The 25,161-nt window shown below is 69.2% G+C and carries 21 protein-coding genes and 1 pseudogene; 10 read left to right on the top strand and 12 right to left on the bottom strand.

Annotated elements, in window-relative coordinates:
• Positions 1-140: 140 nt before the first annotated feature.
• The 4 genes from ACWEKR_RS26655 to infC form a co-directional block, all read right to left on the bottom strand.
• The gene (locus tag ACWEKR_RS26655; protein ID WP_452356800.1) at positions 141-932 is read right to left on the bottom strand and encodes a TrmH family RNA methyltransferase; all 792 of its coding nucleotides are present in this window, start codon (positions 930-932) and stop codon (positions 141-143) included.
• Between the two features lie 40 nt (positions 933-972).
• Complete coding sequence (gene rplT, locus ACWEKR_RS26660; protein ID WP_039797323.1) at positions 973-1,353, bottom strand: 50S ribosomal protein L20; 381 nt, start codon at positions 1,351-1,353, stop codon at positions 973-975.
• Positions 1,354-1,466: 113 nt separating this feature from the next.
• The gene (gene rpmI, locus ACWEKR_RS26665) at positions 1,467-1,661 is read right to left on the bottom strand and encodes a 50S ribosomal protein L35 (RefSeq protein ID WP_063022449.1); all 195 of its coding nucleotides are present in this window, start codon (positions 1,659-1,661) and stop codon (positions 1,467-1,469) included.
• Between the two features lie 62 nt (positions 1,662-1,723).
• Positions 1,724-2,389, bottom strand: coding sequence for a translation initiation factor IF-3 (gene infC / locus ACWEKR_RS26670; protein ID WP_084823654.1), 666 nt, complete (start codon positions 2,387-2,389; stop codon positions 1,724-1,726).
• A gap of 336 nt (positions 2,390-2,725) precedes the next feature.
• Here infC and ACWEKR_RS26675 point away from each other — a divergent pair, with 336 nt between their 5' ends.
• From ACWEKR_RS26675 to ACWEKR_RS26685, 3 genes are all read left to right on the top strand, one after another.
• Positions 2,726-3,253, top strand: coding sequence for a DinB family protein (locus ACWEKR_RS26675; protein WP_452356801.1), 528 nt, complete (start codon positions 2,726-2,728; stop codon positions 3,251-3,253).
• A gap of 4 nt (positions 3,254-3,257) precedes the next feature.
• Positions 3,258-3,599, top strand: coding sequence for a DUF1844 domain-containing protein (locus ACWEKR_RS26680; RefSeq protein WP_039797319.1), 342 nt, complete (start codon positions 3,258-3,260; stop codon positions 3,597-3,599).
• A gap of 176 nt (positions 3,600-3,775) precedes the next feature.
• Positions 3,776-4,486 carry an alpha/beta fold hydrolase gene (locus ACWEKR_RS26685; protein WP_452356802.1) on the top strand — a complete coding sequence of 237 codons (711 nt, stop codon included), beginning with the start codon at positions 3,776-3,778 and terminating at the stop codon, positions 4,484-4,486.
• A 55-nt stretch (positions 4,487-4,541) separates the two neighbouring features.
• Here ACWEKR_RS26685 and uvrA read toward each other — a convergent pair whose 3' ends face one another.
• Positions 4,542-7,496, bottom strand: a complete 2,955-nt coding sequence (uvrA, locus tag ACWEKR_RS26690) for an excinuclease ABC subunit UvrA (RefSeq protein WP_195087868.1) — start codon at positions 7,494-7,496, stop codon at positions 4,542-4,544.
• 512 nt (positions 7,497-8,008) lie between these two features.
• On the opposite strand from uvrA, the gene ACWEKR_RS26695 reads away from it, so the two are divergent.
• Entirely contained in the window at positions 8,009-9,565 is a 1,557-nt protein-coding gene (locus ACWEKR_RS26695; protein ID WP_452356803.1) for a sensor histidine kinase, read from the top strand.
• Between the two features lie 3 nt (positions 9,566-9,568).
• Here the strand turns inward: ACWEKR_RS26695 and ACWEKR_RS26700 are convergent, their stop codons facing one another.
• Together ACWEKR_RS26700 and ACWEKR_RS26705 are read right to left on the bottom strand one after the other, a co-directional pair.
• Complete coding sequence (locus ACWEKR_RS26700; RefSeq protein WP_452356804.1) at positions 9,569-10,279, bottom strand: sigma 54 modulation/S30EA ribosomal C-terminal domain-containing protein; 711 nt, start codon at positions 10,277-10,279, stop codon at positions 9,569-9,571.
• A 240-nt stretch (positions 10,280-10,519) separates the two neighbouring features.
• Positions 10,520-11,668, bottom strand: a complete 1,149-nt coding sequence (locus tag ACWEKR_RS26705; RefSeq protein ID WP_452356890.1) for a beta-ketoacyl synthase N-terminal-like domain-containing protein — start codon at positions 11,666-11,668, stop codon at positions 10,520-10,522.
• A 276-nt stretch (positions 11,669-11,944) separates the two neighbouring features.
• On the opposite strand from ACWEKR_RS26705, the gene ACWEKR_RS26710 reads away from it, so the two are divergent.
• The 3 genes and pseudogenes from ACWEKR_RS26710 to ACWEKR_RS26720 all read left to right on the top strand — a co-directional run bounded on the left by ACWEKR_RS26710 (position 11,945) and on the right by ACWEKR_RS26720 (position 16,056).
• Positions 11,945-13,294 (top strand): diguanylate cyclase domain-containing protein, encoded by a 1,350-nt coding sequence (locus tag ACWEKR_RS26710; RefSeq protein ID WP_452356805.1) that lies wholly within the window; start codon positions 11,945-11,947, stop codon positions 13,292-13,294.
• An 11-nt stretch (positions 13,295-13,305) separates the two neighbouring features.
• Positions 13,306-13,590: pseudogene (locus tag ACWEKR_RS26715) on the top strand (antibiotic biosynthesis monooxygenase family protein); the annotation flags it as partial.
• Positions 13,591-13,758: 168 nt separating this feature from the next.
• On the top strand, positions 13,759-16,056 hold the full coding sequence (locus ACWEKR_RS26720; protein ID WP_452356806.1) for a HelD family protein: 2,298 nt from the start codon (positions 13,759-13,761) through the stop codon (positions 16,054-16,056).
• Between the two features lie 84 nt (positions 16,057-16,140).
• Here the strand turns inward: ACWEKR_RS26720 and ACWEKR_RS26725 are convergent, their stop codons facing one another.
• The 3 genes from ACWEKR_RS26725 to ACWEKR_RS26735 form a co-directional block, all read right to left on the bottom strand.
• On the bottom strand, positions 16,141-16,593 hold the full coding sequence (locus tag ACWEKR_RS26725; RefSeq protein ID WP_159845679.1) for a universal stress protein: 453 nt from the start codon (positions 16,591-16,593) through the stop codon (positions 16,141-16,143).
• A 486-nt stretch (positions 16,594-17,079) separates the two neighbouring features.
• Positions 17,080-17,493 (bottom strand): DoxX family protein, encoded by a 414-nt coding sequence (locus tag ACWEKR_RS26730; protein ID WP_452356807.1) that lies wholly within the window; start codon positions 17,491-17,493, stop codon positions 17,080-17,082.
• Positions 17,494-17,520: 27 nt separating this feature from the next.
• Positions 17,521-18,420: a helix-turn-helix domain-containing protein gene (locus tag ACWEKR_RS26735; protein ID WP_452356808.1), complete on the bottom strand. Its 900-nt coding sequence runs from the start codon at positions 18,418-18,420 to the stop codon at positions 17,521-17,523.
• A 52-nt stretch (positions 18,421-18,472) separates the two neighbouring features.
• Here ACWEKR_RS26735 and ACWEKR_RS26740 point away from each other — a divergent pair, with 52 nt between their 5' ends.
• Positions 18,473-18,943 carry a VOC family protein gene (locus ACWEKR_RS26740; RefSeq protein WP_195087858.1) on the top strand — a complete coding sequence of 157 codons (471 nt, stop codon included), beginning with the start codon at positions 18,473-18,475 and terminating at the stop codon, positions 18,941-18,943.
• Between the two features lie 62 nt (positions 18,944-19,005).
• On the opposite strand, the gene uvrB is transcribed toward ACWEKR_RS26740, so the two are convergent.
• Positions 19,006-21,195, bottom strand: a complete 2,190-nt coding sequence (gene uvrB, locus ACWEKR_RS26745; protein WP_452356809.1) for an excinuclease ABC subunit UvrB — start codon at positions 21,193-21,195, stop codon at positions 19,006-19,008.
• 535 nt (positions 21,196-21,730) lie between these two features.
• Between uvrB and ACWEKR_RS26750 the strand changes: the two genes are divergently transcribed.
• A complete protein-coding gene (locus ACWEKR_RS26750) occupies positions 21,731-22,381 on the top strand; it encodes a DUF402 domain-containing protein (RefSeq protein ID WP_452356810.1) in 651 nt (216 codons plus the stop codon).
• 56 nt (positions 22,382-22,437) lie between these two features.
• Positions 22,438-22,962, top strand: coding sequence for a DUF402 domain-containing protein (locus ACWEKR_RS26755; protein WP_452356811.1), 525 nt, complete (start codon positions 22,438-22,440; stop codon positions 22,960-22,962).
• Between the two features lie 29 nt (positions 22,963-22,991).
• Here the strand turns inward: ACWEKR_RS26755 and coaE are convergent, their stop codons facing one another.
• Positions 22,992-24,203, bottom strand: a complete 1,212-nt coding sequence (coaE, locus tag ACWEKR_RS26760) for a dephospho-CoA kinase (protein WP_452356812.1) — start codon at positions 24,201-24,203, stop codon at positions 22,992-22,994.
• Between the last annotated feature and the right edge of the window lie 958 nt (positions 24,204-25,161).

The raw sequence follows: 25,161 nt of genomic DNA on the forward strand, positions 1-25,161 counted from the left end.
GGGTGGCCGGAACGTGCGTGGGCGCGGGTGTCTGGCGGCCGCCGCGTCCGCGACGAAGGAGCAAGCGGCGGTCGCGCACACGCGAGCCATAAGGGGGCCGCGAACACGCCGCGACGAAGTCGCGGCAGATCAGACCCAGCTCAATAACGCACGCGCGAATTCGCGTAGAGGCAGATGGCGGCAGCCGTCGCGAGATTCAGGCTTTCGGCGCGGCCGCGGATCGGGATGCGGATGCGATGGTCGGCGCGGCGAGCGACGGCCGGGTCGAGACCGTGCGCCTCGTTGCCGAACAGCCAGGCCACCGGCCGGGTGAACAGTTCGTCGGCGTCGTCGAGGTCGACTTCGCCGTTCGCCGCCGTCGCCAGGAGCGTGATTCCCGCCGCGGCGATGGAATCGAGCGTCTCGGCGACGTCGCGGTGCCGCGCGATCGGTACGTGGAAGATGCTGCCCGCACTGGCCCGCACACATTTGCCGTTGTGCGGATCGACGGTGTCGCCGGCCAGCACCACGCCGTCGGCGCCGACGGAATCCGCCACCCGCACGAGCGTGCCCGCGTTTCCGGGCTCGGCGATCTCGACGGGGACGGCCAGCATGCGGGGTCGAGCCTGGAGAATCCGGGACAAGGGCACGTCGAGCAGATCGCACACCGCCACCAGCCCGGGCGCGGTGACGGTCTCGGCCAGATGCTGTGCCGCTCGATCGCTGACCAGCGTGGTGCGAACGCCCGTCGCAGCCGCCCCCGCGATCAGCGCGTGATCGCGTTCGGCGGCCGTCTTCGAATAGAACAGCTCATGCACGCGCGTGGTCTCCAGCGCGGCGGCGACGGCATTGGCGCCTTCGGCGAGGAATCGGCCCGCCTTGCGACGCTGCGCTCCGCGCTGCAGCTTGACAGCGGAAACGACCCGCGGATTGCGCTCACTGAGCGCTTCCACGGGTCGTTCCGAAAAGTGTCCGTGTGCCAACGACTGCGGCTCAGGCGGCCGGGGCGTTGACATCCTGCGGCAGGGCGGCCTTGGCGACCGCGACGAGACCGGCGAACGCCTCGGCGTCCGACACCGCGAGCTCGGCGAGGATCTTGCGGTCCACCTCCACCCCGGCGGCCTTCAGGCCCTGGATGAAGCGGTTGTAGGTGATGTCGTTGATCCGCGCGGCGGCGTTGATGCGCGCGATCCACAGCTTGCGGAAATCACCCTTGCGCGCCCGGCGGTCCCGGTAGGCATACGTGAGCGAGTGCAGTTGCTGCTCCTTGGCCTTGCGGTACAGCCGCGAGCGCTGGCCGCGGTAACCCTTGGAGGCCTCGAGGATGGAACGGCGCTTCTTCTGAGCGTTGACGGCCCTTTTGACGCGTGCCACTGGTCAGTCCTGTTCGATCTGGGGGCGCGGGGCGGCGCCCGGAAATGGGGTCGGGGGGTGGCGACGGAGTTGCTCCGGTCGCGGTGTGCTTGCCGGTCTGCGCGGGGGCGCGATCAGAGACCGAGCAGCTTCTTCACGCGACGGACGTCGGCGGCGGCGACGACCTCCACGCCGTCCAGACGACGCGTCCGGCGGCTGGGCTTGTGCTCGAACAGGTGGCGACGGTTCGCCTGCTGGCGCAGCAGCTTGCCTTTGCCGGACACCTTGAATCGCTTCGAGGCGCCGCTGTGCGTCTTCATCTTCGGCATGGATGGATTCCTCTATCTGTCGTCCCAGCGGTCGGGGCGGACCGCCGGTGTTCTGATCGGTGTTACTGCGGGCCGGCCGTCTCGGCCTGCTCCGCAGCGGGCTGACCGGCCGGGGCGGCGCTCGGCGCCGGGCGCGGGGCCGACTCCTGCTGCGCCTTCACCCGGGTCTTCGCGCCCTTGTGGGGGGCGAGAACCATGGTCATGTTGCGACCGTCCTGCTTGGCCGAGGTTTCCACGAAGCCGAGGTCGGCGACGTCGGACGCCAGCCGCTGCAGCAGCCGGAAGCCGAGTTCGGGGCGGGACTGCTCGCGGCCCCGGAACATGATCGTCACCTTGACCTTGGACCCGGCCTCGAGGAAGCGAACGACGTTGCGCTTCTTGGTCTCGTAGTCGTGGTCATCGATCTTCGGGCGGAGCTTCTGCTCCTTGATCACCGTCTGCTGCTGGTTCTTCCGAGACTCGCGCGCCTTCTGCGCCGTCTCGTACTTGAACTTGCCGTAGTCCATGATCTTGCAGACCGGCGGACGGGCATCGGGTGCCACCTCGACCAGATCGAGGTCGGCTTCGAGGGCGACGCGTAGTGCATCTTCAACACGCACGATCCCAACCTGCTCGCCGCCAGGTCCGATGAGCCGGACCTCGGGAACACGGATGCGATCGTTGATGCGGGTCTCAGTGCTGATGGGGCCTCCTAGGTCAAGCGGTGTCGTCAGACGACCGCGCGCAATAACTGCAACCCCTGTTCAACACGAAGGCCCCGGTGCGGTATTCCGCGCAGGGGCCCGATGTCGACCGATCGCCGACCACGAGAGAACTCGGATCGACTCTCGTGGCCGGGTTCTCCGCGAGAACCACGACACGAGAAACCTACCCCCGAAGGGCGGGTGACCGGACCGCTGGACCGTACGATGACTCGTCGGCAACGGTGGGAGTCGGGCTCCACTTATCAGCCCCAGGGCAAGCCCGGGGCGGTCGTCAGCGGGAAGTCTAACATTCCGTTCGGCTATCGCCGAATCGGCTCTAAATCGGTTGCCCGGCCGCCGCAACCGTGCCAGGCTCCCCCGGTGCGTTCACCCCGCCGTGACCTGCTGCGATGGCAGTTCGACCTGACCTGGGCCCTCGCCGGTATCCACCTCGACGCCCTCACGCCGGAGGACTTCCTCTGGGAACCCGCCGACCTCACCTGGACAGTACGTCCCGACGCCGAGGGCGTGTGGCGCCCGGACTGGGCCGACACCGAACCCGACCCCGTGCCCGTCCCGACTATCGGCTGGCTGACCTGGCACATCGACTGGTGGTGGGGCGCGGCCATCGACCACGCCGAGGGCCGCACCCCACCCGCGCGGGAGGACGTGCACTGGCCCGGTGACGGCGCCGCGGCCGTCGCCCGCCTGCGCGAGCTGCACACCGAGTGGACGCGGGTGCTCGACGGGTTTCACGAGACCGAGTTGGACCGCCCGTCCGCTCACCCGTGGCCCGCCGACGCCGGCTTGACCGTCGCCCACACGGCGGGCTGGGTGAACGCGGAGCTGATGAAGAACGTCTCGGAGATCGGCCACCTCCGGATGCTGCGGGCGGCGTCGCTAGCCTGAAGACATGACTGACGAGCTCGACGCCTCCGTCCGCGAACTGGCCGACATCCCCGCGGTCGAGGTGATCAGCCGCGCCGCCGTGATGTTGATGAGCTCGGCGGCCGAGAAGCTGGGGCTGGCCGACGAGGACCCGGACACCAGCCCGCGCCGCGACCTGGACGAGGCGCGCCGCGTGATCACGGCGCTGGCCGGACTCGTCACGGCGTCGGTGGAGTACCTGGGCCCGCACGCCGGGCCGATTCGCGAAGGGTTGCAGTCGCTGCAACGGGCCTTCCGCGAGTCCTCCGCGCATCCGGACGAGCCGGGCAAGGGCCCGGGCGAGAAGTACACCGGCCCCGTCTACTGATCGGCTCGGCTGGGCCATGACGACCGTGCCCACCGGGCCTCGGTCGGAGTGCTGGGCGACGACAGCCGGTGCCGCAGCCCCTACAGAATTCCGAAGCACGGCCGGAATTGTGCGCGAACTCCGCGTCGGGACACGAAGTTTAGGAAATTTCCCAACGGGTAGGGCACAGTGAGCCCATGGCTACTCGGATTCTGCTCGCTCCCGGATTCTGGCTCGGTGCATGGGCGTGGGACGAGGTCGTTCCCGATCTGCGGCAGCGTGGCAACGAGGTATCGGCGCTGACGCTGCCGGGTCTGGACGCCACCGATCCCGACCGGTTGTCGGCCACCCTGGAATCCCAGGCGCAGGCGATCATCGACGCGGTGCCCGCGGGCGAGCCCGTCGTGCTCGTCGCGCACTCCGGCGGCGCGGCGCCCGCGTATCTCGCCATCGACCGGGCGCCCGGCTTGTTCCGCCGGGCGATCTACGTCGACAGCGCGCCGCTGCCGAACGGTTTCGTCATCAATTCCGCACTGGACGTCGCCGCACGCGAGTGGACCCTGCCGGACTGGCCGGAGCTGGAGGCCTCAGGCAACAGCTTGGCCGGCCTCGACGACGCCGTCCTGACACGATTTCGCGAGCGCGCGGTGCCGCAGCCCGCGTCCGTCGCGGCCGCCCCGCTGCGCTTGAGCGACTCGCCCGCCCGGCTGGCGGTGCCGACCACCGTGATCTGCAGCAGCATGACCGCCGAGCTGGTCGAGAAGCTGCGCGACAACGGGGAAACCCCGCTCTTCGCCGAACTGGCCCGCATCGACGCCGAATACGTCGACCTGCCCACGGGCCACTGGCCGATGTGGTCCAAGCCGAAGGAACTCGCCGAGCTGATCCACGTCATCGCCAACCGCTGACGCGAGCAGCGGCGCGGTCCGCGCAAACACGAACCGCGCCGCATCGCACGACGGATCAGCCGACCGCCGCGGCCTTCTTCACCGGACGCTTGGCGGCCTTCGCCGCGGCGGCCTTCTTCGCCGGAGCCTTCTTCGCAGCGCTCCGTGGCGCGGGCGGCTGGTCCAGCACCTCTTTCAGGAACTGGCCGGTGTAGCTGTGCGCGACGGCGGCGACCTCCTCCGGCGTGCCTTCCGCCACGACGGTGCCGCCGCCGGAGCCGCCCTCGGGGCCCATGTCGATCACCCAGTCGGAGGTCTTGATGACGTCCAGGTTGTGTTCGATGACGATCACCGTGTTGCCCTTGTCCACCAGGCCGTTGATGACGTTGAGCAGTTTGCGGATGTCCTCGAAGTGCAGGCCGGTGGTCGGCTCGTCGAGGATGTAGACGGTGCGGCCGGTGGACCGCTTCTGCAACTCGGCGGCGAGTTTCACCCGCTGGGCCTCGCCGCCGGAGAGGGTGGGAGCGCTCTGGCCCAGGCGCACGTAGCCGAGCCCCACGTCCACCAGCGTCTTGAGGTAACGGTGGATCGAGGTGACCGGCTCGAAGAACTCGGCCGCCTCCTCGATGGACATGTCCAGCACTTCGGCGATGGTCTTGCCCTTGTAGTGCACCTCGAGGGTTTCCCGGTTGTAGCGGGCGCCGTGGCAGACCTCGCAAGGGACGTAGACATCCGGCAGGAAGTTCATCTCGATCTTCAGCGTGCCGTCACCGGAGCAGGCCTCACACCGACCGCCCTTGACGTTGAACGAGAACCGGCCCGGCTGGTACCCGCGCACCTTCGCCTCGGTGGTGGCCGCGAACAGCGTGCGGATCTTGTCGAAGACACCGGTGTAGGTGGCCGGGTTGGACCGCGGCGTGCGGCCGATCGGCGACTGGTCCACCTGCACCAGCTTGTCCAGGTGGTCGAGCCCGTTGACCCGGGTGTGCCTGCCCGGCACCTGCCGCGCGCCGTTGAGCCGGTTCGCCAGCACGGTGGCCAGGATGTCGTTCACCAGAGTCGACTTGCCCGAGCCGGAGACGCCGGTCACCGAGGTCAGCACGCCGAGCGGGAAGGCCACGTCGATGCCCTGGAGGTTGTGCTCGTTCGCTCCAACGACGGTGAGCTGCCGCTTCTTCGAGACCGGACGGCGCACCAGCGGCACCTCGATTCGCTCGCGGCCCGACAGGTACGCCCCGGTCAGCGAGTTCGGATCGGTGAGCAGCTCTTCGTAGGGCCCGCTGTGCACCACCGTGCCGCCGTGCTCGCCGGCGAAGGGGCCGATGTCGACCACCCAGTCCGAGGCGCGGATGGTGTCCTCGTCGTGCTCGACCACGATCAGCGTGTTGCCGAGATTGCGCAGGCGCGTGAGGGTTTCGATGAGCCTGCGATTGTCCCGCTGGTGCAGGCCGATGGACGGCTCGTCGAGTACGTACAGCACGCCGACCAGACCGGAGCCGATCTGGGTGGCGAGCCGGATCCGCTGCGCCTCACCGCCGGACAGCGTGGCGGCCGCGCGCGACAGCGTGAGGTACTCCAGGCCGACGTCGAGCAGGAAGCCCAGCCGCGCCTGCACCTCCTTGAGCACCTGCCCGGCGATGGCGGCTTCGCGCTCGCCGAGGGTGAGCGAATTCAGGAACGCCGAGCATTCGCCGATGGACAGGTCGCTGACGTCGGCGATGGACTTCTTGTCGCCGTTCGCGGCGATGGTGACGGCGAGGATTTCCGGGCGCAGCCGGGCGCCGTTGCACACCGGGCACGGAATGTCGCGCATGTACCCGTCGTAGTGCTCTTTCATCTGCTCGGATTCGGTGTTCTCCATGCGCCGCTGCAGGAACGGCATCACGCCCTCGAAGTCCGCGTAGTACGAGCGCTTACGGCCGTAGCGGTTGGTGTAGGACACATGCACCTGGTCGGCGCTGCCTTCCAGCACCGCCTTGCGCGCCTTGAGGGGCAGATCCTGCCACGCGGTGTCCATGGAGAAACCGATGGAATCCGCCAAGCCGGACAACAGCCGGGTGAAGTATTCGGCGGTCTGCCCGCGCGACCACGGCGCGATGGCGCCTTCGTTCAGGCTCAGCGCCGGATCGGGCACCACCAGTTCCGGGTCGACCTCCTTGCGGATGCCGAGGCCGGTGCAGTCCGGGCAGGCGCCGTAGGGCGAGTTGAACGAGAACGAGCGCGGCTCCAGGTCCTCGATGTCCAGCGGGTGACCGTTCGGGCAGGCGAGACGCTCGGAGAAACGGCGCTCCCGGTCGTGCGCGTGCTCGTCGCGGTCGACGAAATCGAGGACCACGATGCCGTCGGCGAGCCGCAGTGCGGTCTCGATCGAATCGGTCAAGCGCTGTTTGGACGTCGGCTTGACCGCCAGCCGGTCGACGACGACCTCGACGTCGTGCTTCTCCTGCTTCTTCAGCTTGGGCGGATCGGTGAGCGGATACACCACGCCGTCGACCCGCACGCGGGAGTAGCCCTGCGTGTTGAGCTGGTCGAACAGGTCGACGAACTCGCCTTTGCGGGTGCGCACCACCGGTGCGAGCACCTGGAAGCGGATGCCCTCCTCCATGGCCAGCACCTGGTCGACGATCTGCTGCGGCGACTGCTTGGCGATCAGCTCGCCGCACACCGGACAGTGCGGGGTGCCCGCCCGCGCGTAGAGCAGCCGCAGGTAGTCGTAGACCTCGGTGATGGTGCCCACGGTCGAGCGCGGATTGCGGTTGGTCGACTTCTGGTCGATGGACACCGCGGGCGACAGGCCCTCGATGAAGTCGACATCGGGCTTGTCCATCTGCCCGAGGAACTGCCGCGCGTACGCCGACAACGACTCGACGTAGCGCCGCTGCCCCTCCGCGAAGATCGTGTCGAAGGCCAGGCTCGACTTGCCGGAGCCGGACAGGCCGGTGAACACGATGAGGCTGTCGCGGGGCAGGTCGAGATCGACACCCTTGAGGTTGTGCTCCCGAGCTCCGCGCACAGTGAGGCGTTCCGCCACAGGCCGTCCCTTCTCCTTCGTGTTCGGCGTCCAGACATACCCCCGGCCGCCATGCTAGGCATGGGCACCGACAAGTTTCGCGGACCGCCCGTCACCTCGACGAATGGCGGGAACACCGGCGGGCGGACGGTACGGATGGGGCCGGGAAACAGGCCAGGACGCCTTCGTAGCATCGCCCTCCCGGCACCACTGGTCAACAGCGCGACAGCGCCGGCCATTCCCCTCGGCCGCCGTCGCCACCGCCTGCCGGGGCAACCGGTATCCCACCGACAAGGTACCGGCAGCGGGTCCGCCCGGCTGCCGCGGGCGAGATGAGTTCGACTTCACTCCGCGTCCGTGTGACGGAGAACATCGTGCACACGGGTGATGGATCCGGACGGACCGGCCACCGGGCCCGGGCCGGCGTCTCCGGCGACGTGCGCTGATCGTGGTGCACAATCCGCGCCGCAGGCACCGGCGTCCGATTACACTGAGCCCGCTGTGCGCACCCCACCGGCCTCCCCGACTCCTTTATGACGCACCTCATCACCCCTCTTCCGTCAACGGTCCGCGACACCTTGCGCGCCCTTCTGCGCACCGCCACCCGCCTGGTCGACGCCCGGTACGGAGCGCTCGGTGTTCGCGGGCACGACGAGCGACCGGTCGAATTCCTCTTCGAGGGCGTCGACGACACGACGCACACCCACATCGGACGCGCGCCCGCCGGGCAGGGCGTACTCGGACTGTTGTTGGCGCACCCGCGACCGATCCGGCTGGACGACCTGTCGGAACATCCCGCCTCCGTAGGGTTTCCAGCCAACCATCCCGCGATGGGCAGCTTCCTGGGGGTGCCGGTGCGGATCGGCGGGGAGATCTTCGGCAATCTCTACCTCACCGAGAAGACGGGCGGACAACCCTTCACCGAGGACGACGAGGCCATCGTGCTGGCGCTGGCCGCCGCGGCGGGCATCGCCATCGAGAACGCCAGGCTGTACGAGTCCGCGCGAACCAGGCAAGCCTGGATCGAGGCGACCCGCGATATCGCGACCGAGTTCCTCGCCGGAACGGCGCCGGATCTGGTGCTGGCGCAGGTGGTCGCGCGCGCCCGCGCGCTGACCGGCTCCGAGCAGGCTCTGCTGGCCGTGGTGCCGCCCGCGACGCCACCCGACGAAGCCACCGAACTCGTTGTAGCGCAATGGTTCGGCCCCGGGCCGGGACCCGAACGACTGCGCGTCGCGGGCACCGCGACCGGCGCGGTGTTCACGCAGCGCGCACCGGTGCAGGTGCCCGATGCCGGGCCGGATGATCTCGGCGCCGCGGTCGGCGCGGCCGGGCCCGCGCTGGTGCTGCCGTTGCAGACCGCGGACCTCGTGCTCGGCGTGCTGATCCTCGTGCGTCCACCCGACGGCCCCCCGTACCCCGGCGAGCTGGTCGAGCTGACCGCCGCGTTCACCGACCAGGCGGCGCTGGCCATGCAATTGGCCGACACCCAGCGCAGGATGCGCGAACTCGACGTGCTGGCCGACCGTGACCGCATCGCGCGCGATCTGCACGATCATGTCGTCCAACGGTTGTTCGCGGTCGGGCTGGGGTTACGCGCCACGGCGGCGCGCACCGAGGATCCCGAAGTACGGCGACGGCTTTCGGCGGAAATGGACGGTTTGCAGGAGGTCGTGCAGGAGATCCGCACGTCGATCTTCGACCTGCACGGCGGCGATCCGCTGCGGCGGCGGCTGGAGGACGCCGTCCGCCAGCAAACCGCGGGCGGCGTTTTCCGGACCAGTATGCGGTTCGCCGGACCGCTGTCGGTGGTGGGCGACGAGCTCGCCGACCACGCCGAGGCCGTGGTGCGCGAATCGGTCAGCAACGCCGTGCGCCACTCCGGCGGCAACCGGCTCGCCGTCGAGATCACCGTCGGCGACGAGCTGACTGTCCTCGTCGAGGACAACGGCACCGGGATGCCCGCGGAGGTGACACCGAGCGGGCTGGCCAACCTCGCGCAGCGCGCGACCATGTCCGAGGGCCGCTGCACGGTCGGGCGGACCGAGAGCGGCGGGACCAGGGTGCACTGGTCCGCACCGCTGGCTTAGCGATCAGGCGGGCGCCACGAGCGCCAGATCACCGTCGTGGCGGCGGTACAGCAGCCCGCCGCGTCCGCTGCTCGGGTCGGTGCAGAACAGGAACGGCAATCCGCTGCGGCACAACATATTCGCCGCTTCGACCGGATCCAGGCAGACGGCGGGTGCGGCGTCCACGACGATCGGCGGGGTACTCCGGACCGTCTCCGGCGACCAGATCGGCGCAAAGGTCGCCCGCTGGCGGATGAGCCGCACACCCGCCGCCGCCCAGTGCACCACCGCGTCCTCACCGGTGTCGGCGTCGGTGAACAGGTGGGCGTCGTAATCCATGGCGTCCAGCACCGCCACCGCTTCGGCCGGCGTGCAGGTGGACAGGGCGCACCGCTTACGGCGGACGATCGGACGCGGTGCACCGGCGCGGGCGAGCGGAGGCCGGGCCGGATCGGGCCAGGTCCGCGCCTCCCGCGCGGCCATCCGGGCCAACCGGCGGTCGAGCCGCTCGGCGGCGAAGGTCACCGCGAACCCGCGCGGCCCGGTGACCTGGGCCCGGATGACGCCGTCGAGATGGCGCACGTCGACCTGCACCACCGTCGGCGCCTCCGGGTCGGCCGGCGCGCTCAGACGTACCCGGGCCGGAGCGTCGAGATGATGTCGGCGCAGCACACGAGCGACGGCGCGCACCGCCCGCGTGACGTCCGTGGCGGCCACCTCCCCTTGCGTGGTCACCGCCACTTCCGGACCGGCAGCCGTCGTCCACTGTTCCGATGCGCATCGCAGCCCCGATGAGACCATCTGCATTGCCCCGCTTTCCAGATCGATCCGTCCCGATCCATGCCAGCACCGCCTGCGGTGCCGCGAACAGGGCCGAAAGTCCCCATCGGCCGGTGGCCGCACCGGCGGGTTGCGGACTCGGGAACGACCCGGCGGCTCGAACGCCTCCGTCGAATGACGTCCGGTCCGTGGGCATCACGGTCGGGCGGGGCCGAGTACCACCGCGGAGTTGTTGCCGCCCATGCCGAGGGAGAGTTTCACGGTGATGCCGCCTTCGAACGGCACCGGGCCGTCCAGCAACCGCGGATGCGCGGGCGCGACGATCGGGGCCGCGGGCACGATGCCGCGGTCATAAGCGAGCGCGGCCGCCGCTACCTCTACCGCGGCGGCGGCGCCCTGGCAGTGGCCCGCCAGCGGTTTCAGCGCGTAGATGTGCGGGCGGTCGGCGAACACCTGCTCCATCAGATGGTGCTCGGCCGCGTCGCACTGCCGGGTCCCGGTGCCGTGCGCGTTGAAGTAACGGACGTCCGCGGCGGCGACTCCCGCGGCGGCGAGCGCGCGGCGAGTGCATTCGAGGATCTGCTCGTGCGCCGGATCGACCGACACCACGTGATAGGCGTCGTTGGACATCGCGCCGCCGAGCACCGCGGCGTAGGGCCGATCCGCCGAGCGGGTCAGTACGAACGCCACCGAGGCCTCACCCATGCTGAACCCGCGGCTGCCCGCTTGGAAGGGGCGGCACGCGTCCATCGGTTCGGCGTCGGTCACCGCGGCGCCGAGCCGGACGAAACTCGCCAGCATGTCCGGGGTGGCGGACAGGTCGGTCGCGACGAAGATCACGTCGTCGGCCATGCCCGCGTCCAGCCAGAGCTTCGCGGTGATCAGCGCCACGTTGGCGGAACTGCACGCGGCCGAGACGTTCATCGCCGGACCGTGGAAGCCGAATTCCTGCATCAGCATCGAGACCGGCGTCGAGGGCAACAGCCGCAGGTACTCCCTCGACCGGCGGTTGCCCCCTTCGACGAGGTAGAAGTCGCGCCAGTTCGCCACGTCCCCCAGCACGATGGCGTGCAGCAGGCCCACGGTGCGGCCGGGCCGCCAGCCGCGGTCGCGTGCGTCCGCGACGGCCTCCCGCGCCGCCTCGTGCACGGCCCGGCCGTACCGGCTCGTGCTCACCTCCGGGTCGCCGCCGTCGGGCACCAGCGCGACCCACGCGTCCTCGTCACGGTCCGGCCCGTAGCCCGAGCGCAGGGCGGCCGCGGACTTGCCGCTGAGCAAGCCGTCCCACAGGCGTTCCCGCCCCCATCCGTAGCCGGTGATCGCGCCGATCCCGGCGATGGTCATCTCGTTTCCGTGCCCCAGCGGAGTAGGCACCCGCGCGGCGGTATTCGGGTCGGCACCCGGCATGTATCGCTCCTTCGCCGGCCGCCCGGGACGCTCGAGCGGTTCGCCCCTTCTCGACGCGGCAACCGGTCTCTGCCATGATCGCCGGATCCAGGCCGGGAACGTGCCGGTACTGTGATCGAAGCAATAGCGTGGACGGTGTGATCTTGTCCACGTCGATACCAGAATAATCCCGTGTTCCAATGGCCATAATGGGGTCGATGATCGGGGGTTCGAGTGGGTGACGACAAGCTAGCCGCCGCGGTCGACGCCGCCGAACAGCTGGCCGCGCGCTACCGCTCCCTGGTCGAACACACTCCGGACGGGATCTGCGTGCACGAGCGCGGCCGGGTCGTCTACGTCAACCCGGCGACGGTCCGCCTGCTCGCCGCGGAGGACGCCGAGGAGATCGTCGGCCGCCCGCTGACCGACTTCGTCCACCCCGCGTCGGTTCCCGCCATGCTCGACCGCATCAGCACCCTCACCACCGCGGGCGCGGCCTCAGTCCCCACCGAGATGACCTTGATGCGGGTGGACGGCGGCACCGTCCCGGTGGAGACGGTGTCGGTGCTGACCGCCTGGCACGACCGCCTCGCCTACCAGGTGGTCATCCACGACCTCACGGCCCAGCGCCACGCCGAGGCGGCGCAGCGCCGAGCCGAGCACTACTTCACCACGGTGGTCTCCCAGTTGGAGGAGGGCGTCGTGGTGATCGATCCGGAGGGCCGGATCGAATCGATGAATCCGGCCGCCAAGCGCATCTTCGGCACCGAGGGGCCCGACCGCCAGGTGATCGGGCGCACCATCCAGTCACTGCCGCTGGTGCTGCTGGACGCGAACGCCCAGCCCCTGCCGCCGAGCCGGCATCCGGTGGCGCGCACGCTGGCCACGGGCGAGACCATCACCGGTTACATCTTCGGCGTCGACCGGGTGGACGGCCAGCGCCGCTGGCTGTCGGGCAGCAGCAGGCTGCTCAATCCCGGCGACCCGCGTTCGTCGGCGGTGTCCTCCTTCGCCGACATCACCGAATTCCGCGCCAGCAGAAGACAGTTGGAATACCAGGCCACGCACGACTCGCTCACCGGGCTGGCCAACCGCTCGCTGATCCTGTCCCAGCTGGCCGCCGCGCTGGCCAGCACCGAGGAACTGCTGCCGGTGTCCACCGTGCTGTTCATCGACCTGGACGGGTTCAAGGCGATCAACGACACTCTCGGGCACGCGATCGGCGACACCGTGCTGCAGATCGTCGCCCAGCGGTTGCAGCGCGCGCTGCGCGGCGACGACATCGTCGGCAGGCTCGGCGGCGACGAGTTCCTGGTCCTGCTGTCCGGCCGCACCCGCCGCGTCGACATCGACGCGCTGGTCCACCGGCTGCGCTCCACCATGGCCGAGCCGATCATCGCGCGCGGGCACCGGATCGAGGTGAACGCCTCGATCGGCGTCACCGAACTCGGGGTCGGCGACCGGCGTAGCCCGGAGGCCGTGCTGCACGACGCGGATCTGGCGATGTACCGGGCCAAACCGCCCGGGCGACGGGAAGGCACCGTCACCAAGGGCCGCAGGCCGAACAGCACCCACGCGTCCTGACGAGCCCGCGCATGATCATCGAACACGCCCTGCTGCCGGTTCGCCCCGAGCGCGCCGCCGATTTCGAAGCCGCCTTCGCCGCGGCGCGGCCGATCATCGCCAGTATGCCCGGCTTCCGGTCGCTGTCGCTGTCGCGCGGGGTGGAGTCGCCGGGCAGCTACCTGCTCCGGGTGGAATGGGACCACATCGACGATCACGTCGTCGGATTCCGCGGCTCGCCGGAATATCAGCGCTGGAAGGACCTGTTGCACCACTTCTACGACCCGTTCCCGGCGGTCGAGCACTTCGCGCCGGTGCTCCTCACACCGTCCGGCAACCCCGCCGCTGTTCCCCCGCGGGGCGCCCGACCTGGGCTTAGGGCGAGCCCGCCGCAACCCAAGTAGACTCGACAACTCTGCTTTCCGTGCGTGCGCCTGCCCGGCCGGGCGGTGCTCGCGCCTGTTCGCGGTGACAAGGAGTTCAGTTTGCCCGACCTCACTCAGGACCGTGCCGCCCACGACGGCGCTCCCGAGCGGACCCGCGAGACCGAGCAGGAGCAGGCGTACCTGTCGGTGCTGTACGAGCGGCTCGACGAGATGCGCGATTACGCGCGCAACCGCTTGCGCACCGTGCTGCTGGAGAGCGGCGGCACTCCGCAGGCCCGCAGCGAGCGAGAGTCCTTCAGCCAGCTCTACACCGAGGACCTGGCGAAATACGACGCCGCCGAACACGGCCTGTGTTTCGGCCGCATCGATCTCGACGGTGCGCAAGAGGAGTACCGCTATATCGGCAGGCTCGGCATTCTCGACGAGAAGGACGACTACGAGAGCCTGCTGCTGGACTGGCGCGCCCCGCTGGCGCGGCCGTTCTACCTGGCCACCACCGCGGCGCCGGACGGCGTAACCCGGCGCAGGCACATCCGCTCGCGCAACCGCAAGGTCACCGCGATCAACGACGAATACCTCGATCTCGAGGCCGCGCGCCGGGCCGGAGTCACCGGCGCCGACGGCGGGGTCGGCAGCGAGAGCGCACTGCTGTCCGCGCTCAACGCCGCCCGCACCGGCCACATGAACGACATCGTCGAGACCATTCAGCACGAGCAGGACGCGATCATCCGCTCCGAACACAAGAGCGTGCTCGTCGTACAGGGCGGCCCGGGTACCGGCAAGACCGCCGTCGCGCTGCACCGCGCGGCGTATCTGCTCTACACCTATCGCCAGCAGCTGGCCAAGAGCGGCGTGCTGATCATCGGACCGAACGCCACCTTCCTGGACTACATCGGGCAGGTGCTGCCGTCGCTCGGCGAGACCGGCGTGCTGCTGTCCACCATCGGCGATCTCTACCCAGGGGTGCGGGCGGCCCGGGAGGACTCGCTGCGCGCCGGCGAGATCAAGGGATCGCTGACCATTCTGGAAGTGCTCAAGCAGGCGGTGCGCGACCGGCAGGAAGTGCCCGCCGAACCGATCCGGCTCAGCTTCGACGGCTATCCGGTCACGCTGGATCGCAAGATCGCCACCAAGGCCCGCGGGCGCGCCCGATCCTCACGCCGCCCGCACAACCTGGCCCGCCCGATCTTCGCCGCGTCGGTGATCGACGCGCTGACCGACCAGCTCGCCCAAACCATGGGCGCCGACCTGTCCGGCGGCCCGAGTCTGCTCAGCTCGGCCGACCTCACCGAGATCCGCGACGAGATGCGCGCCGACCCGCACATCCAGGCCGCGATCGCGAAGCTCTGGCCGATCCTGTCCCCGCAGGACGTGCTGGCCGACCTGCTCGCCGACCCCGCACGGCTGGACCGGGCCGCGCGCTCGCTGGACGCCGCCGACCGCGCCGAGCTGCTGCGGCCGGACGACGGACAGTTCAGTGCCGCGGACGCGCCGCTGCTGGACGAACTGGCCGAACTGCTCGGCGTGGACGACACCGAGGAACGCGAACGCGCCCGCCGCCGCTGGCGTGCCCAGATCGCCGAGGCGCAGGACGCCCTCGACATCCTCACCGGCTCCGCGCCCCAGGATCTGGAAGACGACCTCGACCCCGAGATCCTGATGGCCTACGACCTGATCGACGCGAGCCAGCTGGCCGCGCGCCAGGACTTCCGCACCCGCGAGACCACCGCCGAGCGCGCCGCGGGCGATCGCACCTGGACCTACGGCCACGTGATCGTGGACGAGGCGCAGGAGTTGTCGGAGATGGCCTGGCGCATGGTGATGCGGCGCATTCCGAACCGGTGGGTCACCGTGGTCGGCGATGTCGCGCAGACCGGCGACCCGGCGGGCACGTCTTCCTGGCAGCGGATGCTGGAACCGTACGTCGCGTCCCGCTGGAAGCTCACCGAACTCACGGTGAACTACCGCACGCCCGCGGAGATCATGGACGTCGCCGCCGACGTCCTCGCCGCCATCGATCCGGCAGCGACCGCGCCCCGCTCGGTGCGCGAGACCGGCGTCGCGCCCCGTGCCTACCGAGTCGCGCCCGTCGACGTGCACGCCGAGGTGGCCCGGCTGGTCGCCGCCGAGACCGGGCCGGGCACCACGGCGGTGATCGCGCCGCAGGCGCTGGTGGCCGGCCTGGCCGACCTCGCGGGCCAGGCCGTTCGAGTGCTGACCGTGCACGACGTGAAGGGCTTGGAGTTCGACGCGGTCTACTTGGTGGAACCGCAGGCCATCCTGGACGAATCACCGCGGGGGCTCAACGACCTGTACGTCGCGCTGACCCGCGCGACGCAGCGGCTCGGCGTGGTGCACAGTGCGGACCTGCCCGGCGTGCTCGACCGGCTGCACTGATCGGCCGCCACGCGCGCAGACGACGAAAGGCTCCGTGCCATCTCGCACTCGGCGAGAACACGGAGCCTTCGACCGTCGCGGAACTCAGCGCACGGTGTGCACGATCAGGACGTCGGAGCGGGACTTGCGCGCCACGTCGGAGGGCACCGAACCGAGCAGCCGCCCGGCCAGCGTGTTCAGCCCCCGGTTGCCGACGACCAGCAGGTCGGCGTCGACCTCCTTGACCAGCGCCAGCAGCGACTCCACCGGCTCGCCGACGATGGCGCGCTCGACGATGTCGGCCGCACCCGCCGCGATCGCCTTGTCCCGGGCGATGCGCAGGATCTCGTTTGTCGGCGCGGAACCGCGGACCTGGTAGGCCTCCTCCTTGAGCACGTCGGCCGCGGCGGCGACATCCCGGTCGTCGGTCGGGTAGTACGCGCAGGCCACGATCAGCGTCGCGCCGGACACGCCGGCCAGAGCGCCTGCCTTCTCGACGGCGACATACGACGAGTCCGAGCCATCGGTACCGACGACAATGGTCCGGTAGGCGGTCATTCTCTCCTCCAACTATGCGGTGGGTCGGTGCCGCGCGCGGGTTCGTTCCGGGGCGACCGGGGCGTCGGCGCGGCGACTGGGGTCGACCATAGCGGCAAACGGTACGGAAATTTCAGAAATCGCAAGACATCACACCGGGGGTGCTCGGCCATTCCCGCCGCGGATTCGCCAGGGAATGTGAGAAAGGCCGGACCAACCAGGGCGGACGCAATTCCACGGAACTAAACCTGTGAAGTGCCACAACCGCTTCGAACTCCATTGCGAGGCTGGGATATTCATCACAGAGCCAGGTCCGTCACACGAAGGGCGGCCGTTCCGCACCTGAATCGACGCGCACCGAACGGGCCGATCGGGTCCGCAACGCCGTGCCGCCACGGCCATTGCCGATCGTTTGCCAAAAATATGCCGTGAATCGCTCCTGCGCTGTCTATGGCTTCGCCTTCCTGCGGCGAAAAGGATGCGCAGAATTAGCGCGCGGCCGCGCGCCTAGAGGTCGAAAAGCGGCCCGGTGATGGTCGATCCGAGTTCGTCGACGTGGGCGAAGAACGCGAACAACATCAGCGCGGCGCCCGCGAGGGCCACGTCCTTGCTGAACTGGATCAGCTCGGTCTGCTTGCTCTCCGGATCGGTCTCCTGCCAGAACCGGTGCATCACGACAGCGGTCGGCAGCAGACCGAGGGCGAGTAGTAGCGACCCGAGGTCGGCCCAGATGCCCAGCAGCACGCTCAGGCCGCCGAGCGCGAACAGCACGCCGGATCCGAGCACGGCGGCCTTGGCCATCGGCACCCCTTTGCTGTGCGCATACCCGGCCATCGCTTCGGTGCGGGTGAAATGGCCGAGGGCCGAGGTCAGGAACAGCATCGCGAACAACACGCGTCCGATCAACACCACGACATCCATGTCCGGCTCCTCGTCGCTGTCGGGCAACTATGTCCTCGTCGGCATGACCTTGGCGGTGACTTCGTTGCGGAAACGGAGCGAATTCTTGGCATATTCCAGGGGAGCCATACCCACTTCCGTGGTGAACTCACGCGAGAAGTGCGCTTGGTCGAAATATCCGAGATCCGCGGCCAACGCGGCGAGGTCTTCGGTACGGCCCTTCGCGAGCAGTGCGGCGCCGTCCTGCAACCGGTAACGCCGCAGCACCCATTTCGGTCCGGCGCCGACATACCGGCGGAACATGCGCTGCAGCGTGCGGGTGGGCACGCCGAACCGCTCGGCGAGCTGATCGACCCTGGTCAGCTCCTGGTCGGTGGCCATGGCATCGACGATGCGCAGCACCAGCCGGTAGGTCGGGTCCTCGGCCACGGGACGGTCCGCGAGGTACTCCTCGACGACGCGGCAGCGCTGTTCGATCGTCGGCGCGTCGAGCACCCGCTCGGTCAGGCGCTCGCCTTCGGGCAGCACGTCGGCAACGGGCACCGCGCGGTCGCGCAACGAGCCGACGTCCACGCCGGTGAACGCGCCGAATCCACCCGCACGGAAACGGATTCCGAACGTCTCGCCGAGCCCGCCGAGTTCGCGGATGAATTTCGTGGTGACCACACCGTTGACGAATCCGCCGGTTCGCGACTCGGACCGTTCGAAGGTGACGTTCACGCTCGGGTACGACAGCACCTCCGCCCGATACGGCGGCCTGCCGCGCAGGTCCCAGCGCACCGCCCAGTACCACTCGACGTAGCGGTCGACCGCGGATCCCGGCGGCACGCGGACCAGGGACCGGTGCTTCGCCTGCTCGTCCGGATGCAGGATTCCCTTGGTGTCGCCGGGCGCGAGGGGATTGCGGGCCCGTGGCGGCTCGGCGGCGGGTTCGGCGCTACGTGGCACGATGTCGCTTTCTTACAAGACCCGCCGGCCGCGACCGGCAAAAGTAGAGGCCATGACGAACACAGTGAATCCCATCGCCGAGGGCTACCACTCGATCACCTGTTTTCTCGCGGTCGGTGACGGCAACAAGGCGATCGATTTCTACACCGCCGTTTTCGAGGCCGAGGTGATCACTCGCAACGACCTGCCCGACGGTCAGCCGGCACACGCGGAACTGAAGATCGGCGACTCGACCCTGCAGCTGGGGATGCCCATCCCGGACAACGGCGTGCTGGCGCCGAACGGCGAGTGGGTGCACACCTCGATCGTGCACTACTGCCCCGATGTCGACGCGGTGGTGCGGCGCGCCGTCGAACACGGCGCTCGCAAGGTCGAGGAGCCGCAGACCTTCGTGACCGGCGACCGATTCGGCGTGGTGATCGATCCCTTCGGCCACCGCTGGGCGGTGCTCACCAAGGTGGAGGATGTCTCGCGCGAAGAGGCCGAGCGCCGGGTGAACGAATGGCTGGCCACCCAGGCCTGACGGCTCGGCTGCCTCCGCGGTCGTTCGAGGGACGGCCCGCGGAGGCGGAGGCGCGCCCCGGGTCAACTCAACCCGGCGGCGTCCATGCCGCGCAGTTCCTTCTTCAGATCCGCGATCTCGTCGCGCAACCGCCCGGCGAGCTCGAACTGCAACTCGCGAGCCGCGTTCATCATCTGCGCGGTGAGTTCTTTGACGAGATCGGCGAGTTCGGCGCGCGGCATCGACTTGACGTCGCGGCCCTCGTAGACACCCGCGCTCACCGCCCGTCCGGGCTCGCCTTGCGCCCGCCTGCCGCGGCTGGCGTTGCGCCCGGAGCCGCCGACCTCGACCTCGGTCTCGTCGGCCTCGCGGTACACCTGGTCGAGGATGTCGGCGATCTTCTTGCGCAGCGGCTGCGGATCGATCCCCATCTGCTCGTTGTAGGCGATCTGTTTCGCGCGGCGGCGCTCGGTCTCGTCGATGGCGTACTGCATGGAGTCGGTGATCTTGTCCGCGTACATGTGCACTTCGCCGGAGACGTTGCGCGCCGCGCGGCCGATGGTCTGGATCAGCGCGGTGGTACTGCGGAGGAAACCTTCCTTGTCCGCGTCGAGGATCGCCACCAGCGACACCTCGGGTAGATCGAGACCTTCGCGCAGCAAGTTGATGCCCACGAGCACGTCGTATTCGCCGAGCCGCAGCTGCCGCAGCAGCTCGACGCGGCGCAGGGTGTCGATCTCGGAGTGCAGGTAACGCACCCGCACGCCCAGCCCGAGCAGGTAGTCGGTGAGATCCTCGGCCATCTTCTTGGTCAGCGTGGTGACCAGGACCCGCTCGTCGCGCTCGGTGCGGCCCCTGATCTCGTGGATCAGATCGTCGATCTGCCCCTTCGTCGGCTTCACCACCACCTTGGGGTCCACCAGGCCGGTCGGCCGGATGACCTGCTCGACCACCTCACCGCCGGTCTGCCCGAGCTCGTACGGACCCGGCGTGGCCGACAGGTACACCGTCTGCCCGATCCGGTCGGCGAATTCCTCCCACGTCAGCGGACGGTTGTCCACCGCGGACGGCAACCGGAAGCCGTACTCCACCAGGTTGCGCTTGCGGGACATGTCGCCTTCGTACATCCCGCCGATCTGCGGCACTGTGTTGTGCGACTCGTCGATGACCAGCAGGAAGTCCTCCGGGAAGTAGTCCAGCAGCGTCGCGGGCGCCGAACCGGCCGGACGGCCGTCGATGTGGCGCGAGTAGTTCTCGATGCCGGAGCAGAACCCGACCTGGCGGATCATCTCCAAGTCGTACTGGGTGCGCATGCGGAGCCGCTGCGCCTCCAGCAGTTTGCCCTGCCGTTCCAGCTCGGCGAGCCGATCCTCCAGTTCGGCCTCGATGTCGCGCACCGCGCGCTCCATCCGCTCCGGCCCCGCCACGTAGTGGGTGGCGGGGAAGATCCGCACCATGTCGACCTGGCGGACCACGTCGCCGGTGAGCGGGTGCAGGTAGTACAACGCCTCGATCTCGTCGCCGAAGAACTCGATGCGGACGGCGAGTTCCTCATAGGACGGAATGATCTCCACCGTGTCGCCGCGCACCCGGAACGAGCCGCGGGTGAACGCCATGTCGTTGCGGGTGTACTGCACGTCGACCAGCAGCCGCAGCAGCGCGTCCCGGTCGATCTCCGTGCCGACCTCCAGTTGCACGGAGCGGTCGAGATACGACTGCGGCGTGCCGAGGCCGTAGATGCACGACACCGAGGCGACCACCACCACGTCGCGCCGGGACAGCAGGCTGGAGGTCGCCGAATGGCGCAACCGCTCGACGTCGTCGTTGATCGAGCTGTCCTTCTCGATGTAGGTGTCGGTCTGCGCGATATACGCCTCGGGTTGGTAGTAGTCGTAGTAGGAGACGAAGTACTCGACGGCGTTGTTGGGCAGCATCTCGCGCAATTCGTTGGCCAGCTGGGCGGCGAGCGTCTTGTTCGGCGCCATCACCAGCGTCGGCCGCTGCAACCGCTCGATCAGCCAGGCCGTGGTGGCCGACTTTCCCGTGCCGGTGGCGCCGAGCAGCACCACGTCGCGCTCCCCCGCTTTGAGCCTGCGCTCCAGCTCGGCGATCGCGGCCGGCTGGTCGCCCGCCGGCTGATGTTCGCTGACCACCTCGAACCGGCCGCCGACGCGCTCGATCTCGCCGACGGGGCGGAACTCCGAGTGCGCGAGCGGCTGCTCGGCCGCCCTGTCCTCGAAGCCCTCCGCCGGAATCTCGGTTGCGAATGCCATGCTCACCAGCCTAGGCCCACCCACCGACAGGTTCCCGGGTGCAGTCGGACGGTCACCTACCGGCACCGACCGAGTAACCGCCACTGTGAGCCTGATCACGTCGAGGCGGCGGTATCTCGCGGTGCCGAGAAGGCGGCGCGGTGCGCCGCCGAGCCGCCCCGCTACTTCCGAAGGCGCCTCGGAACGGCGAGCCGACCCGGCCCGGGGCGGCCGCCGCAGGCAATGAGGAATGCGCGAAAGCCAACAGGGGTATATCGAAAACAACCGCCCCGCAACACTTTCGCCGAACACGCGCAGGCGTGCACGCGATCACCCTCGGGGCCCGGACAGTTACCGCGGACGGCCGCGGGAACGCGTGGGACGCCTGCGCATCGCACAACCGCGCCGAGGCCACTGCGAGCGGATGGTTACCTGTCCGAAATGTCCGTTGCAGCAACAGGTTTCGTGTTGGCGAACACCTTATCGCGAACCGCGCGGCGACCCCGCGCCAGGTGTAACCTGATCTGGTTGTTCGGACGTGGTGAAGGACAAAGCCATGAGCGGTCTGATTCCATTGCTCGTCGCCGTGCCGGCCGTGACCGGCCTCGCCGGGTACGTCGCCAGAGATATCCGTGCGGTGGTTCCCTCCGTCACCGGCGCCGCCACGGCCGCCCCACCGGGGCCGATCCCCGCGGCCGCACCGGCGCCGCACCGGCCGAGGGTGGAGTTCTTCAATCTGGCCGAACTCACCAATACCGACGCCAAGGGCTTCATCCGGCCGGTCGATCGTTTCCACGCCGAGCCGTGGGGCCTGTACATGGCCCGCCGGGTCGGCGGACCGGATCCGCACTACCTCGAATCTTGGTTGCTGCCCCACCTCTCACTGCGCGCGACGCTGGCGCGGACCAACCCGGCACACCACCGGGAACCGGTCTATCGCCTCGACGTCGGGGAGTTCACCCGCGTCGGCCAGAAGCGCTGGAAGGCGGTGGACGGGTACTTGTCCATCGCCGTGCGCCGCGGGCGCACCGCCGAACTGCTCGGGGTCGACGAGCTGCTCGCCGCACATGCCGCCGGGCTGGTCGACACGGCGCAGGCGCACCGGGCCTTCGAGCGGGCCACGGCCGTGCTGGACGGGCTCGCCGCGCACGAGCACCGCGTGGAGAGCTGGCTTGCCACCCACGGCATCGTCCTCACCTGGATGTAGCCCGCGGATTACTGCCCCGGCTCGACGCGTCGAGAACGGCGGTAGATCCTTGATGCATGACGCAGGCACCCATCGTCGACGTGCACCGGCCCAAAGTCGAGTACTTCAACATCGCGGATCTGACGAACACGGATCCGAAAGGCTTCGTGCGCCCGGTGGAGAAATACCACGTCGAGCCGTGGGGGCTGTACATGGCCCGCACCTCGGATCATCCGCAGTTCCACTACATCGAGTCGTGGTTGCTGCCCAAGCTGCACCTGCGCGCGACGATCTTCCACTATCTTCCGGCGCATCGGCGCGACCAGGACTTCTACCTCGACATCGGTGATTTCACGGCGGTCGCCCCGAAGAAGTGGAAGTCCGTCGATCACTACCTCGACATCGTCGTGCGCTCCACGCGCGACACCCAGCTGCTCGACGTCGACGAGCTGATCGCCGCCCACGCCGCCGGACTGATCAGCCTCGCCGACGCCGAGGCCGCCGTGCAGCACGCGACCGCCGCCATCGACGGCATCGCCGCCAACGGCCACACCTTCGAGGGCTGGCTGGAAACCATGGACATCACCTTGACCTGGCTGTAACCGAAGCGGTGTGGCACACCCGTCGGCCGCTAGGGCGCCGACGAGTCGCGCCAGGCGAGAGCCCGGGGATATGCGGCGTCGAACCACGGCTCCTTGACCCCGAGGTAAGCCGCGGTCGCCTCCGCGCCGCTCAGCCCGGCCGCCTTGGCTTCGCCCTCGCGCTTGACGGCCACATACTCCGCGCGGGCCTCGGCGTCGGCGCGCAGCCAGTCCCGCAGCAGCAGCGCGTACTGCTGGCCGGGCGAACCGTCGACGCGCACGTGCACGTTGGCCAACCGGCCGGGGTCGGCGCTCTGATGAAAGCGCTTGGTCCACAGCGTGACGTCCACACCCGCAGGGTCCTGCGGCGTCGGCTTGGGATTGTCCTGGGTGTTCTCCGGCCGCACGGGGAATCCCGCCGCACCGAGGGCGTCGCGCAAGCCGTCGGCGGCGGCCAGATCTGCGACCGTGATCTGCAGATCGATGACATCCTTGGCCGGCAACCCCGGCACCGAGGTGGAACCGATGTGATCGATCCGGGACGCGGCGCCGCCGCACGCCACCCACAACCGGGCGATCAGCCGTTGCGCCTGCGCGGGCCAGTCCGGATCGGCGGGCACGAGCCGGATGTCGCCGCGGCGAGCGGGCGTCCCGGCACGCAGGTTCCGCTCGAACGGCAGCAGCCGCTCGTCCCACAGCCGACGCACCTCGGCCTCGACCTCACCCGGCGCGCCGCTGTTGTCCAGCAATACATCGGCAACGGCCCGGCGCTGGTCGTCGGTGGCCTGCGCGGAAATACGTGCGCGCGCATCGGCTTCGCCGACGCCACGGAATTCCACCAGACGGCGAATACGCGTTTCGGCATCGACGTCGACAATGAGCACGAGATTCATCAGCGGGGCCAGACCGTTTTCCACCAGAAGCGGAATATCCTGCACCACAACGGCGTCGGCGGGCGCGGCGGCGATCAATTCCGCCGTGCGTTTACCGACGAGCGGATGGGTGATCGCGTTCAATTTCGCGCGCGCCGCGTCGTCACCGAATGCCTTGGCCGCCAGGGCCGGTCGATCGAGGCTGCCGTCCGCGGCGAGGATGTCGGCGCCGAACGCCTCCACCAGCGCGGCCAGGCCCTCGGTGCCCGGCTCGACCACCTCGCGGGCGATCAGGTCGGAATCGATGACCACCGCGCCGAGGTCGGCGAGCGCCCGGGCCACCGTCGACTTCCCCGCTCCCATGCCTCCGGTGAGGCCGATTCGTAACATTCGACCAGTCTCGCATCCGGACCGGGCGCGGGCGTCCGCCGCCCCGATCCCGTCCACCGCGGCCACGGAGCCGATCCGGTCGATTACCCGATGGGCTCGCGCATTCCACCACTCGGGGCGCCATTTGCCCGTTCCGTGACAACGCCGAGACCGATTCGCAACAATTCCGGATGTTTGCCGTTGCGCGGCGGCGACTTTCCGACACGCCGGGGCAATTACTCGGGCAAAATACGCTGCCGGGCACTTTCGTTCCGCTAATCTTCGCCGTGGCGATCCAGGCCGACACCAGCGAAGCAAAGGAACACCATTGGGCACCAGAATCAACCAGACGGGTCGCCACCGCCTGGGCATGGCGGGGCGAGTGCACTGCATTCAGATCCCCGCTGTCGCGGCGGCGCTCGCCGAGCACCGCCGCTCTTGGTTCACCGCGTTCATCAGTCCCGCGCGGCACAGTTTCGCTGCCATGCGGAACCGTCCGGCCGCACCCGCGGTCCGGTGGGTACCTGCTACCGCAAGCTGAACCCGAGTTCGAAGTGGCCCAGCCTCTCGCCAAGGCTGGGCCACTGTTTTGCGCGCTCCCAGCGCATACTGTCGGCGGGACAAGACGTCGGCACCGCCGAATGTAAGTACAGATGCAAGAACGAACGCCGACGGACCGGTTCCGGCGGAACTCTGTGCCGCCTGTCGGCGAAACATCGTCGCTCCCGAGAAGAAACTCGGAGCGGTCCACAGACGCAGCGAACTTCGAATACTGCCCGCCTTCCAGCGATGCGCCGGACCTCGCGAAGCCCGCCGACGCCACGGGAGACAATCCGCGCCGTTTCCATTTCGTGGCAGTCACCGGAACACCAGGAAAACCGCGCCGAACCCGCCGATGGATTCCACCCACCTTCCCCCAGCACAACTCATAGCACGCACCCGTACGCGTCAGTCACGGGATTCTTGCTATTTCTCCGAA

The organism is Nocardia sp. NPDC004573 (assembly GCF_053602135.1).

Coding starts and splice junctions, on each gene's coding strand:
- ACWEKR_RS26740 (WP_195087858.1), top strand. CDS start 18,473: ATGACGAACACAGTGAATCCCATCGCCGAGGGCTACCACTCGATCACC.
- ACWEKR_RS26695 (WP_452356803.1), top strand. CDS start 8,009: ATGACGCACCTCATCACCCCTCTTCCGTCAACGGTCCGCGACACCTTG.
- coaE (WP_452356812.1), bottom strand. CDS start 24,203: ATGTTACGAATCGGCCTCACCGGAGGCATGGGAGCGGGGAAGTCGACG.
- ACWEKR_RS26685 (WP_452356802.1), top strand. CDS start 3,776: ATGGCTACTCGGATTCTGCTCGCTCCCGGATTCTGGCTCGGTGCATGG.
- ACWEKR_RS26730 (WP_452356807.1), bottom strand. CDS start 17,493: ATGGATGTCGTGGTGTTGATCGGACGCGTGTTGTTCGCGATGCTGTTC.
- rpmI (WP_063022449.1), bottom strand. CDS start 1,661: ATGCCGAAGATGAAGACGCACAGCGGCGCCTCGAAGCGATTCAAGGTG.
- ACWEKR_RS26680 (WP_039797319.1), top strand. CDS start 3,258: ATGACTGACGAGCTCGACGCCTCCGTCCGCGAACTGGCCGACATCCCC.
- ACWEKR_RS26755 (WP_452356811.1), top strand. CDS start 22,438: ATGACGCAGGCACCCATCGTCGACGTGCACCGGCCCAAAGTCGAGTAC.
- uvrB (WP_452356809.1), bottom strand. CDS start 21,195: ATGGCATTCGCAACCGAGATTCCGGCGGAGGGCTTCGAGGACAGGGCG.
- ACWEKR_RS26750 (WP_452356810.1), top strand. CDS start 21,731: ATGAGCGGTCTGATTCCATTGCTCGTCGCCGTGCCGGCCGTGACCGGC.
- ACWEKR_RS26725 (WP_159845679.1), bottom strand. CDS start 16,593: ATGACCGCCTACCGGACCATTGTCGTCGGTACCGATGGCTCGGACTCG.
- ACWEKR_RS26705 (WP_452356890.1), bottom strand. CDS start 11,668: ATGACCATCGCCGGGATCGGCGCGATCACCGGCTACGGATGGGGGCGG.